11 protein-coding genes are annotated in these 10,984 nt (G+C 70.2%); 2 read left to right on the forward strand and 9 right to left on the reverse strand.

The annotated features are described in order from the left end of the window. Nucleotides 1-115: 115 nt before the first annotated feature. From ACFWXC_RS26050 to pdxH, 3 genes are all read right to left on the reverse strand, one after another. Nucleotides 116-466 carry a GNAT family N-acetyltransferase gene (locus ACFWXC_RS26050; protein ID WP_384482667.1) on the reverse strand — a complete coding sequence of 117 codons (351 nt, stop codon included), beginning with the start codon at nucleotides 464-466 and terminating at the stop codon, nucleotides 116-118. Between the two features lie 89 nt (nucleotides 467-555). Beyond that, nucleotides 556-960 (reverse strand): RidA family protein, encoded by a 405-nt coding sequence (locus ACFWXC_RS26055; RefSeq protein ID WP_384482434.1) that lies wholly within the window; start codon nucleotides 958-960, stop codon nucleotides 556-558. Nucleotides 961-1,328: 368 nt separating this feature from the next. Next, nucleotides 1,329-2,042 carry a pyridoxamine 5'-phosphate oxidase gene (gene pdxH / locus ACFWXC_RS26060; protein ID WP_384482669.1) on the reverse strand — a complete coding sequence of 238 codons (714 nt, stop codon included), beginning with the start codon at nucleotides 2,040-2,042 and terminating at the stop codon, nucleotides 1,329-1,331. A gap of 125 nt (nucleotides 2,043-2,167) precedes the next feature. On the opposite strand from pdxH, the gene ACFWXC_RS26065 reads away from it, so the two are divergent. Beyond that, a complete protein-coding gene (locus tag ACFWXC_RS26065) occupies nucleotides 2,168-3,268 on the forward strand; it encodes a citrate synthase 2 (protein WP_384482436.1) in 1,101 nt (366 codons plus the stop codon). A gap of 87 nt (nucleotides 3,269-3,355) precedes the next feature. Here the strand turns inward: ACFWXC_RS26065 and ACFWXC_RS26070 are convergent, their stop codons facing one another. Further along, a complete protein-coding gene (locus ACFWXC_RS26070) occupies nucleotides 3,356-4,009 on the reverse strand; it encodes a nuclear transport factor 2 family protein (protein WP_384482437.1) in 654 nt (217 codons plus the stop codon). 215 nt (nucleotides 4,010-4,224) lie between these two features. Here ACFWXC_RS26070 and ACFWXC_RS26075 point away from each other — a divergent pair, with 215 nt between their 5' ends. After that, nucleotides 4,225-4,863: a TetR/AcrR family transcriptional regulator gene (locus tag ACFWXC_RS26075; RefSeq protein ID WP_384482439.1), complete on the forward strand. Its 639-nt coding sequence runs from the start codon at nucleotides 4,225-4,227 to the stop codon at nucleotides 4,861-4,863. Between the two features lie 43 nt (nucleotides 4,864-4,906). Here ACFWXC_RS26075 and ACFWXC_RS26080 read toward each other — a convergent pair whose 3' ends face one another. The 5 genes from ACFWXC_RS26080 to ACFWXC_RS26100 all read right to left on the reverse strand — a co-directional run bounded on the left by ACFWXC_RS26080 (nucleotide 4,907) and on the right by ACFWXC_RS26100 (nucleotide 10,977). Then, the gene (locus ACFWXC_RS26080; protein WP_384482441.1) at nucleotides 4,907-5,533 is read right to left on the reverse strand and encodes a TetR/AcrR family transcriptional regulator; all 627 of its coding nucleotides are present in this window, start codon (nucleotides 5,531-5,533) and stop codon (nucleotides 4,907-4,909) included. Continuing rightward, complete coding sequence (locus tag ACFWXC_RS26085) at nucleotides 5,521-6,255, reverse strand: enoyl-CoA hydratase family protein (protein WP_384482443.1); 735 nt, start codon at nucleotides 6,253-6,255, stop codon at nucleotides 5,521-5,523. Before ACFWXC_RS26085 ends, ACFWXC_RS26080 begins: the two co-directional genes overlap by 13 nt. Continuing rightward, nucleotides 6,252-7,844 (reverse strand): 4-coumarate--CoA ligase family protein, encoded by a 1,593-nt coding sequence (locus tag ACFWXC_RS26090; protein ID WP_384482445.1) that lies wholly within the window; start codon nucleotides 7,842-7,844, stop codon nucleotides 6,252-6,254. Before ACFWXC_RS26090 ends, ACFWXC_RS26085 begins: the two co-directional genes overlap by 4 nt. 36 nt (nucleotides 7,845-7,880) lie before the next feature. Further along, entirely contained in the window at nucleotides 7,881-9,047 is a 1,167-nt protein-coding gene (locus tag ACFWXC_RS26095) for an acyl-CoA dehydrogenase family protein (protein ID WP_384482447.1), read from the reverse strand. An 82-nt stretch (nucleotides 9,048-9,129) separates the two neighbouring features. Next, nucleotides 9,130-10,977, reverse strand: a complete 1,848-nt coding sequence (locus ACFWXC_RS26100; protein WP_384482449.1) for an acetyl/propionyl/methylcrotonyl-CoA carboxylase subunit alpha — start codon at nucleotides 10,975-10,977, stop codon at nucleotides 9,130-9,132. Nucleotides 10,978-10,984: the final 7 nt, after the last annotated feature.

A 10,984-nucleotide genomic window follows, 5' to 3' on the forward strand; every position in this document is an offset into this window, starting at 1 on the left:
AGGCTGCGTCCGCACGCACGGCGCGCCGGTTCCTCGCTGCCCTTCATTCAACTCGAACGTGATGCAGCCCACACTGTGTTCCCGCAAGATTGAAGGAATCGTTGCAAGCCGACGCTCACAACCCGAGCCGAAGATCCACCCACTCATCGTCTTCTCCGTCGAGCACATACCGTTCCACCTCGGCGAACCCGCGCCGCCCGGCGAACCGCAGCCCGTCCTCGTTGACCGCCAGCACACACGTCTCGACCGCATCGGCACCCTGCACACGCGCGTGCGCGAGCCCACGCTCGTACAACGCGTTACCGAACCCCCGCCCCCGAAACCCCGGCAGCACCCGGGCGATCACCGTCACCACCCCGTCGACCGCGGGCCGCACGGTGGAACACCCCACGAGCACGTCCCCGAGATACGCGTTCTCCAGCCGGTACCCCCGCGCCAGCCGCTCCCGCGCCTCCGCCGCCGACATGGCGGCCGGCGGTACGACGACGTTGTGCACGTAGCGCCACTCCTCCAGCGCCTCGTCCGCGCCCACACCGACGACCCGCAGCACGCCACTCACGCGTCCCCCTCCCCTGCTGCCGCCCGTCGCGCGTACACCTCGATCTCGATCTTCATCCGCGGATCCGCCAGCCCGCACACCATCATCGTCGCGGCCGGGCGCACGTCCCCGAACACCCGCCGCAACACCGGCCAGCACGGCTCGAAGTCCTCCCGCGCGGGCAGCAGGTACCGCACCCGCACCACATCCTTGAACCCGCACCGGGCCTCGGCCAGCGCCGCCCCGATGTTCCGCAGACACTGCTCGGCCTGCTCCACCACGTCCTCGGAGATGGTCATCTCCGCGTAGTCGAAGCCGGTCGTCCCCGACACATGCACCCAGTCCCCGTCCACCACGGCCCGCGCGTACCCGATCTGCTCCTCGAACACCGATCCGCTGAGAATCACCTGGCGCTTTGTCATGGCCGGAACGCTAGGGGGTGTCTCAGAAACGGATCAAGCAGCGAAGGCGACCCCGAAGAGCCGGCTTCCGCAAAAAACAGTTGAGCCTTTCCGAAGAGCTTCCTAGAGTGGCTGGTACTTCGGAAGGGAGGTGGTTCGGTAGATGTATGCATATCGGACGGAAGAGGTGGCTGCGGGCTAACGGCTCGCCACCACACGATGTGCGGTGCCGGACCAGCGTGCGCGAGATGCACGAAGCCGGCCTAATCCAACGCAGTCGCCCGACCCGCGAGCTCGCCGGTACGTCCGGCCGGCTCCTCCGCCCAGGCGGAGGGACCCGAGCTCGCGGGTCGTCTGCGTTTCCGGCCCCGCCCCGTCGGGGCCGTGCCTCAGGGGCTGAGGCGTTCCACGTGCCAGGTGCCGTCGGGGGCGGTGACGTAGCGGAGGCGGTCGTGGAGGCGGTTGTGGCGGCCCTGCCAGAACTCGACCGTGCGGGGTGCGACGCGGAAGCCGCCCCAGTGCGGGGGGACCGGGACCTGTTCGCCCTCGGGATAGCGGGCGCTCAGCTCGGCGTAGGCGGTGTCGAGTTCGGTGCGGGAGTGGATGACCGAGGACTGGGCGCTGGCCCAGGCGCCGAGCTGGGAGCCGTGCGGGCGGGTGCGGAAGTAGGCGGCGGTCTCGTCGCGGCCGGTGCGGCGGGCGATGCCGGTGACGATGACCTGGCGGGCGATCGCGTGCCAGGGGAAGAGCACCGAGACGTGCGGGTTCGCGGCGAGGTCCTGGGCCTTGCGGGAGTCGTAGTTGGTGTAGAAGACGATGCCCTGGGTGTCGTACTGCTTCATCAGGACCGTGCGTGAGCTGGGGCGGCCCTCGGCGTCGGCGGTGGAGACGATCATCGCGTTGGGTTCGTAGATCATGCCGTCGGCGGCCGCTCGCGCGGCCTGTTCGAACCAGCGGGTGAACTGGTCCATGGGGTGTGCGGCCAGGTCGTTCTCGTCGAGGCCCTCAGCCTGGTAGTGCTTGCGCATCAGCGCGGGGTTGAGGATGGGGTCCGCGGCGGCGGCGTCGGGGTCGGTCACGCGGTCATCTTGCCGTATGCACATATGGGTCCGGGCCACATGTGGGCGCACACCTGATGTGGCACTGAGTGCCGCTGGGCTCCCCATCTTTGGCACTCGGGGTTATGGTGCTGGTGCCTCCGCCGTACACCTCATTGAGGAGCCGCCCCATGTCCGACTTCGTACCTGGGCTCGAAGGAGTCGTCGCGTTCGAGACGGAGATCGCCGAACCGGACAAGGAGGGGGGCGCTCTGCGGTACCGGGGCGTCGACATCGAGGATCTGGTCGGGCACGTCTCGTTCGGGAACGTGTGGGGGCTGCTGGTCGACGGTGCCTTCAATCCCGGTCTGCCGCCCGCCGAGCCGTTTCCGATCCCGGTCCATTCGGGTGACATCCGGGTGGATGTGCAGTCCGCGCTCGCCATGCTCGCGCCGGTGTGGGGACTCAAGCCCCTCCTCGACATCGACGCGAAGCAGGCTCGGGACGACCTGGCGCGGGCCGCGGTCATGGCGCTGTCGTACGTCGCCCAGTCCGCGCGCGGGCAGGGGCTGGCGATGGTCCCGCAGCGGGAGATCGACAAGGCGCACTCGGTGGTCGAGCGGTTCATGATCCGGTGGCGGGGGGAGCCGGATCCCAAGCATGTGGCGGCCGTGGACGCGTACTGGACGTCGGCCGCCGAGCACGGCATGAACGCCTCCACGTTCACGGCACGCGTGATCGCCTCCACCGGCGCGGATGTCGCCGCCGCGCTGTCGGGTGCGGTGGGGGCCATGTCGGGGCCGCTGCACGGAGGTGCGCCCTCCCGGGTGCTCGGGATGATCGAGGAGATCGAGCGGACCGGGGACGCGGAGGCCTACGTCAAGGGCGCGCTGGACCGGGGTGAGCGGCTGATGGGGTTCGGGCACCGGGTGTACCGCGCCGAGGACCCGCGGGCGCGGGTGCTGCGGCGGACGGCGCGGGAGCTGGGGGCGCCGCGGTTCGAGATCGCGGAGGCGCTGGAGAAGGCGGCGCTGGAGGAGCTCCACAACCGTCGGCCGGATCGTGTGCTGGCCACCAATGTGGAGTTCTGGGCGGCGATCATGCTGGACTTCGCGGAGGTGCCGGCGCACATGTTCACGTCGATGTTCACGTGTGCGCGCACCGCTGGGTGGTCGGCGCACATTCTTGAGCAGAAGCGGACGGGCCGGCTGGTGCGGCCGTCGGCGGAGTATGTGGGGCCGGGGGCGCGGAGGCCTCAGGACATCGAGGGGTACGGGGACATCGCCCACTAGCCCGGATCCGGTCTCACCGGGCGGTCGGCGGGCTCGGCGGGTGATGCGCGGCCGGTGGCGCCGGGCATCACCCGCCAGGTGAACGGGTCAGTGCTTGTTGACGGCCGAGGCCCAGTCGAAGTCCACCCCCATGTCGTGGTACATCTTCGAGTACCCGACGAAGCAGTTGAACATCTTGACCTTGCCGTTCTTCAGGTACCAGAAGTCGGCGGTGGGCGCGTCGACCTTCTGGCCCTTGCCCTTGATGACGTCGCCCGTCGGCGTCTGGAGCTGGCCGTCGAAGGTGCCCTGGATCGACAGCTCGATGCTGACCACGTTGCCGTTCACGGTGATGCGCTTGAGCTCGCGGTGGACGTTGGAGAAGAGGCCCTTCATGTAGGGCAGCACGCTGCCGAGTGCCTTCCCCTTGTAGGCCACGCCGGGGACCATGTCGTTGAAGACGCCGTCCTTGGTGAAGCTCTTGGTGAACGTCGGGACGTCGATGTGGTTGCCCTCGGCCACGTAGTAGTCGCGCAGGACGATCGCGAGGTTGGCCTTCTCCTGCTTGGTCAGGTGGCGAGAGGTGAGCGGCAGCTTCGCCAGCTGGCGTGCGGTCAGGGTCGGGGCGGCCGTGCTGCTGTGGACCACTGCCCTGTCGTGGGCGGGGCTCGCGGCCTGTGACGGCACGGCGGCTATGGAAAGACCACCCAGGACAGCTACCGCGGTCGCGGCGGTGATCGACTTCCGGCTGAGCAGCTTCATGTCGTGTTCCTCCAAGTTGGTACTCAGGATTCGAGATCCGTCGCAACGGTCTCTGCCGCGTCCTTAGTAATTCAAACGCTCGCTTAACCTTATGAACGGCAGCGTGGGCTGTCAAGCCACTGTTTGAATTCTGTGGTCGCACATCGCGGGACCTGCGCGCACGGCCGCGCCGCGACTGTTGACAATGTACTTAATCGTATGTTTAAGTACATTCCATGACACGGGTGGAGAAGACGGACCTACGCCGGGAGGCCGGGCAGCGCACTCGGGACGGTCTGCAGACGGCCGCCCTGGAGCTGCTCTCGCAGCGAGGCCCGGAGGGCGTGACACTCCGCGAGATCACCGATCGCGCGGGAGCCAACGTCGCAGCGGTGAGCTACCACTACGGGTCACTGAAGGCGCTGTGCGACTCCGCGATAGAGCACGCGCTGGAACGGTATCTGGACGAGAAGATCCTGGAACTGGACTCCCTCGCCTCCACCGCGACGCTCCATGAGGTGGCGGCAGCGTTCGCCCGGCCGATGGTGCGCGCGCTGGCGGCCGGTGGTCAGGACCTGGCCGTGATGCGGACCGTGGCGCGGATCGGCATCGATCCGCCCCAGGGATGGGAGCGGCTGAACGGCAAGTTCGACCAGAGCCGCCGAGGGGCCGTCCGGGTGCTGGCGCCGAACCTTCCCGGAGTGGACGAGCAGGAGCTGATCTTCCGTACGCGCTGCGCGGCCGGCCTGCTGAACTGGCTCGCGCTGGCACCCATCGGCACCGAGCTGGCCGCCATGTCCGCCGAGCAGATCGAGCGGCTGCTGGTCCCCGTGGTGACCGGGGCGTTCCGCGGGGACGCCGCCGTCGACAGCTGACCGGGCCGGCGGCCGGTGGAGTCGCCGCCGCCCGAAGGAGCGCTCAGCCCAGGGTCTCGTCCAGCAGGGCCGCCCACTGGGCCACCACCCGTTCCCGTCTCACCTTGTCGTCCGTGAGGAGGTTGGCCAGGCCCAGGCCTCTGGCCATGTCGAGAAGGCCCTGGACGGTTTCCCGGGTGCCTGGACGGGATTCGTCGGCGGACAGGAGGTCCACGGCGATGCGGTGGGTCTCACGGCCCACCCGGGCTTCCAGTTCGGTGACCCGGGGGCGGAGCTGTTCCTCGTCGGAGGCGGCGACCCACAGATGGAGGGCGGCGCGGAAGAGGGGGCCGGTGTAGAGGTCGACCAGGGCCGAGACGACGGCCCTGCGGTCGCCCTCCGCGCCCTGTGGGAACAGGGCGCGCAGGGCCGTGGAGCGCTCTTCGGCGACGTACTCGACCGCCGCTGTGAAGAGGTCCTCGCGGGTGCGGAAGTGGTGCTGGGCGGCGCCCCGGGAGACGCCGGCGCGTTCGGCGACGACGGCGACGGTGGAGCCTGCCCAGCCGTGTTCGGCGAGGCAGGCCACGGCGGCTTCCAGGAGCCGTTGCCGGGTGGCCCGGCTGCGGTCCTGTTTGGGGGCGCGGTCCTGTTGAGGTCCGCGCGCGTGTTCCGCCGTACTCACACCACCCACGCCGCATCCCGTCGTTCGAGGAAGGCCGTCATCCCCTCGCGGGCCTGGTCGGAGGAGAACAGCCGGGCCGAGAGCGCGGTCAGGTCGGCCGCGTCTCGGTCGAATGTTTCCAGCACCCTAGCTGTGAGCAGCTGTTTCGTCTCGGTCAGGGCCTGGGGGGCGGAGCGGCGGAGGCCGTCGAGGACGGGTTCGAGGGCGGTGTCGACGTCGTCGGCGGCGGTGGTGAGGAGGCCGAGGCGGACGGCTTCGGGGGCTTCGAAGCGCTCGCCGGTGAGGTAGTAGCGGGCCAGGGCGCGGGGGTCGGTGCGCGGGAGGAGGGTCAGGGAGATGACGGCGGGGGCGACGCCGATGCGTACCTCGGTGAAGGCGAAGGTGGCCTCGGTGGCGGCGGCCGCGATGTCGCAGGCGGCGAGGAGGCCGAGGCCGCCGGCGCGGACGTGGCCGGTGACGCGGGCGACGACCGGCTTGGGCAGCTCGACGATCTGGCGCAGGAGGCCGACGAGGGCGTCGGGGTGGGGCGGGTCGCGCAGGTCGGCGCCGGCGCAGAAGGTCGTACCGGTGTGGGTGAGGACGACCGCGCGGATGTCGGGGTCCTTGGCGCAGTCGGTGAGGGCCTCGGCGAGTTCGGCGACGAGGGCGGCGGACAGGGCGTTGCGGGTGGGGGCGGAGTCGAGGCTGAGGGTGGCGACGGCACGCGCGCGTGTCTGCCCGATCAACGTCATGGGCCCTCCTCGGGTTCCGCGGTCTGCGCGAGAACGCGCAGTTCGCGGCGGAGTATTTTCCCGGAGGCCGCGCGGGGCACGCCGGCGATGAAGGTGACCTTGCGGACGCGTTTGTAGGGTGCGACGCGTTCGGCGACGTAGAGCATGGTCTCGTTCTCGGTGAGGCCGGCGGTGGGCTGGCGGACGACGAAGGCGTGCGGGATCTCGTTGCCGTCCTCGTTGTAGGCGCCGATGACGGCGGCGTCGGCGATGCCGGGGTGGGTGAGCAGGAGTGCCTCCAGTTCGGCGGGGGCGACCTGGAACCCCTTGTACTTGATGAGTTCCTTGACCCGGTCGACGACGAACAGCCAGCCGTCGGCGTCGGCGTGGCCGACGTCCCCGGTGTGCAGCCAGCCGTCGGTGTCGATCATCGCGGCGGTGGCGTCGGGCTGGCCGAGGTACCCCTTCATGACCTGGGGGCCGCGGATGAGGATCTCGCCGGGTTCGCCGATGTCGAGGTCCTTGTGCGGGTCGTCGAGGGAGACGATCCGCATCTCGGTGCCGGCGATGAGTTTGCCGACGGTGCCGGGCGGTGCCTGGTGCATGGCGTCCAGCGGGACGATATGGGTACCGGGCGAGAGTTCCGTCATGCCGTAGGCCTGTCCGACGGGCGGCAGGCCGAGGCGCTCGGAGCAGGCGGCGGCGAGACGGGCGTCCAGGGGCGCGGCGGCGCTCATGACGTACTTCAGCGAGGACAGGTCGTACTGCTCGACCAGTGGGTGCTTGGCGAGGGCGAGGACGATGGGCGGGGCGACGTACAGGCCGGTGATGCGGTGGTTCTGGATCGCCGCGAGGAAGGTCTCCAGGTCGAAGCGGGGCAGTACGACCACGGTGGCGCCCTTGCGCAGGGGCGCGTTCATGAGTGCGGTGAGGCCGTAGATGTGGAAGAGGGGGAGTACGGCGAGGATGCGGTCGCCGGGGCCGGTGGGGACGGCGGGTTCCAGCTGGGCGAGGTTGGTGGCGATCTGCCGGTGGGTGAGCATCACACCCTTGGGGATGCCGGTGGTGCCGGAGGAGTACGGCAGCGCGGCGACGTCCTCGGCGGGGTCGATGTCGACCTGTGGTTCGAGGGCGTCGCCGGCCAGCATGTCGATCAGCGAGCGGTGTCCGGGCGCGCTGTCGCAGACGAATATCTCCGCTATGCCGCCGGCGAGTTCGGCGGCCCGGCGGGCGGCCTCCAGCAGCGGTGAGACGGTGACGATCCAGCGGGCCGCGGAGTCCCTGAGCTGTTTGGCGAACTCCTCGGGTGTGGCGAGGGGATGCACGGTGGTGACGGAGGCACCCGCGCGCGTGGCCGCGTAGAACGCCGTCGGGAAGGCGACCGTGTTCGGGCTGTGCAGGGCGAGCACATCGCCCTTGCGGACGCCCGCGTCGGCGAGTGCGGCCGCGATCCTGCGGTGGAACCGGTCCAGCTGTTCGTAGGTGAGGGTGGTGCCGTCGGTGCCGTCGATCAGGGCGGGCGTGTCACCGAACTCGGCGGCCCGGCCCAGCACCGCCTCGTGGATGGGGAGTTCTACGGGTGGAACGTCTGCGTACTCGCTGCGGAACACGGTTCCTCCAAGCGGCTGCCAGTGCCAGTGCGTGGCCTAGTAGGACTTGGGAAGGCCAAGCGTCTGGTGGGAGACGTAGTTGAGAATCATCTCCCTGCTCACCGGAGCAATACGAGCCACGCGCGCGGCCGTTATCAATGAGGCGAGCCCGAATTCCCGGGTGAGTCCGTTGCCGCCGAGGGTGTGCACGGCCTGGTCGACGGCGCGCACGCATGCCTCGCCCGCCGCGTACTTGGCCATGTTGGCGGCCTCGCCTGCGCCGATGTCGTCCCCGGCGTCGTAGAGGTGGGCCGCTTTCTGCATCATCAGGCGCGCGAGTTCGAGGTCGATGTGCGCCTGGGCGAGGGGGTGGGCGATGGCCTGGTGGGCGCCGATGGGGGTCTTCCAGACGGTGCGGTCGCGCGCGTACTCGATCGCCTTGGACAGTGCGTAGCGCCCCATGCCGATCGCGAAGGCGGCCGTCATGATCCGCTCCGGGTTGAGTCCGGCGAAGAGCTGCAGGAGGCCGGCGTCCTCGTCGCCGACGAGTGCGTCGGCGGGCAGCCGTACGTCGTCGAGGACCAGCTCGAACTGCTTCTCGGCGGCGTTGAGTTCCATGTCGATGGGGTGCTTGTGGAAGCCCTCGGCATCGGTCGGGACGATGAACAGGCAGGGCTTGAGGCGTCCGGTGCGGGCGTCTTCGGTACGGCCGACGATCAGGACCGCGTCGGCGATGTCGACGCCGGAGATGAAGACCTTACGGCCGGTGAGCAGCCAGTCGCCGGTGTCGGGGTCGCGGCGGGCGGTGGTGGTGATGCGGTGGGAGTTGGAGCCGGCGTCGGGTTCGGTGATGCCGAAGGCCATCAGGCGCGAGCCGTCGGAGAGTGCGGGCAGCCAGGCCCGCTTCTGTTCCTCGGTGCCGAAGCGGGCGATCACCGTGCCGCAGATCGCGGGTGAGACCACCAGCATGAGGAGCGGGGAGCCCGCGGCGCCCAGTTCCTCCAGGATGATGGAGAGTTCGGCGATGCCGCCGCCTCCGCCGCCGTACTCCTCCGGGAGGTTGACGCCGAGGTAGCCGAGTTTTCCGGCCTCCTGCCAGAGTTCGGTGGGGGCGCGGCCCTCCGCGATGGTGCGGGTGATGTAGTCGCGGCCGTATTTGGCGCCGAGGGTGGCTACCGCTGCGCGGAGTGCCTTGTGCTCGTCTGTTTCGATCTGGGGGGTCAACGTGGCTCCTTCGCGTGCAGGATCGTCGTGGCTGGTCGCGCTCACGCGGCGGTAGCCGCACATTCAATACAGCCCCGCGCCCCTAAAGAAGGGGCACTTGTACTACTGCCAGTAGAGAGCCGGGCTCCACCTGTTGGCCGACCACGACCCGCAGTTCGCTCAGCGTGCCGGTGACCGGGGCTGTGATCTGGTGCTGCATCTTCATGGCTTCGAGCCACATCAGTGGCTGTCCGGCCTCCACCGGGGTCCCCTCGGCCAACCCCTCCGCCATCCGTACGACCGTCCCCGGCATCGGCGCCAGAAGCGAACCGGGCGCCAGCTGGGCCTTGGGGTCGGGGAAGCGGGGCAGCGCGGTGAGCCTCGTGTTGTTGACATGGACCTGGTCGCCGTACCTCGTCACCTCGAACCTCCGGCTCACGCCGTCCACTTCGAGTACGACCAGGTGCGCGCCCGCGTGCACGACCCGTACGCCGTCTGCCGTGAGGCCCTCGCGCGCGTGCCGGTAGTGGACCTCGTGTTCCGCGCCGGCCATCAGGTAGCGCTTGGTCTGCGGCTGGGAGGAGACGTTGCGCCAGCCGCCGAAGCGGGAGCGGCCGTGGGCGTCGGCCAGGGCGGCCGCGAGGGGGGCGTGCGGGTCGGCGGCGGGCGCCGTGAGGGGGGTGAGGTGGCGGTCGTAGAAGCCGGTGTCCATGCGGGCCGCGGTGAACTCCTCGTGGCACAGGGAGCGGACGAGGAGGTCGCGGTTGGTGGTGGGGCCGTGCAGGGTGGTGTTGTCGAGCGCGTGCGCCAGCTTGCGCAGCGCTTCCGCGCGGGTGGGGGCGTGCGCTACCGCTTTCGCGAGCATCGCGTCGTAGTGGACGCCGATCTCGTCGCCGTCGGTGTAGCCGGTGTCCAGGCGGACGCTGCCGGGGACGGCGAGGCGGTGCAGGGTGCCGGTCTGCGGGGCCCAGTCATGGGCGGGGTCCTCGGCGTAGAGGCGGGCCTCGATCGCGTGGCCGTGGGCGGGCGGGGCTTCGAGCGGGAGGGCGTGACCCTCGGCGACGCGGATCTGTTCGGCGACCAGGTCGATGCCGAAGACGGCCTCGGTGACGGGGTGTTCCACCTGGAGGCGGGTGTTCATCTCCAGGAAGTGCGCCCGTCCGTCGGCGACGAGGAACTCGACGGTGCCCGCGCCGACGTAGGAGACGGCGCGCGCGGCGCGCACGGCCAGCGCGTACAGCTCCTTCGTGAGCCCTTCGGGGAGCCCGGGCGCCGGCGCTTCCTCGATCACCTTCTGGTGTCGGCGCTGGAGTGAGCAGTCGCGGGTGCCCAGCGGCCACACCGTGCCGTGCGCGTCGGCGAGGATCTGCACCTCCACATGGCGGCCGCGTTCGATGTAGGGCTCGACGAAGACCTCGCCGTCGCCGAAGGCGCTCGCGGCCTCGGCGCGCGCGCCCTCCAGCGCGGCGCTCAGCTCCTCAAGGCGGCGCACGACGCGCATCCCGCGCCCTCCGCCGCCCGCGGCCGCCTTCACCAGCACCGGCAGGTCGGACTCGGTGACCTCGCCGAGCGGCGCGATCCCCATCAGCTCCTTGGCGCGCGTCTTGGACGCCATCGCCTCGATCGCCTCCGGGGGCGGCCCGATCCAGACCAGACCGGCGTCGAGGACGGCGCGGGCGAAGTCGGCGTTCTCGGAGAGGAAGCCGTACCCGGGGTGCACGGCGTCCGCGCCGGCGCTCACGGCGGCCTTCACCACCAGGTCGCCGCGCAGGTAGGTGTCCGCGGGCGTGGCGCCCGGCAGTCGTACCGCGGTGTCGGCCACGCGCGCGTGGAGCGCGTTCTCGTCGGCGTCCGAGTGCACGGCGACGGTCCGGATGCCGAGGTCGGCGCAGGTGCGGAAGACCCGGCAGGCGATCTCGCCGCGGTTGGCGACCAGCAGAGTCGAAATCATGTGATCC

This window comes from Streptomyces sp. NPDC058683, from assembly GCF_042716195.1.
Taxonomy (GTDB): Bacteria; Actinomycetota; Actinomycetes; order Streptomycetales; family Streptomycetaceae; genus Streptomyces.

What these genes read in the sequence shown, in the direction of transcription:
- pdxH (WP_384482669.1), bottom strand. Translation starts at nt 2,042, where the DNA reads ATGTGCATACGGCAAGATGACCGCGTGACCGACCCCGACGCCGCCGCC.
- ACFWXC_RS26055 (WP_384482434.1), bottom strand. Translation starts at nt 960, where the DNA reads ATGACAAAGCGCCAGGTGATTCTCAGCGGATCGGTGTTCGAGGAGCAG.
- ACFWXC_RS26050 (WP_384482667.1), bottom strand. Translation starts at nt 466, where the DNA reads ATGTCGGCGGCGGAGGCGCGGGAGCGGCTGGCGCGGGGGTACCGGCTG.
- ACFWXC_RS26075 (WP_384482439.1), top strand. Translation starts at nt 4,225, where the DNA reads ATGACACGGGTGGAGAAGACGGACCTACGCCGGGAGGCCGGGCAGCGC.
- ACFWXC_RS26070 (WP_384482437.1), bottom strand. Translation starts at nt 4,009, where the DNA reads ATGAAGCTGCTCAGCCGGAAGTCGATCACCGCCGCGACCGCGGTAGCT.
- ACFWXC_RS26100 (WP_384482449.1), bottom strand. Translation starts at nt 10,977, where the DNA reads ATGATTTCGACTCTGCTGGTCGCCAACCGCGGCGAGATCGCCTGCCGG.
- ACFWXC_RS26065 (WP_384482436.1), top strand. Translation starts at nt 2,168, where the DNA reads ATGTCCGACTTCGTACCTGGGCTCGAAGGAGTCGTCGCGTTCGAGACG.
- ACFWXC_RS26085 (WP_384482443.1), bottom strand. Translation starts at nt 6,255, where the DNA reads ATGACGTTGATCGGGCAGACACGCGCGCGTGCCGTCGCCACCCTCAGC.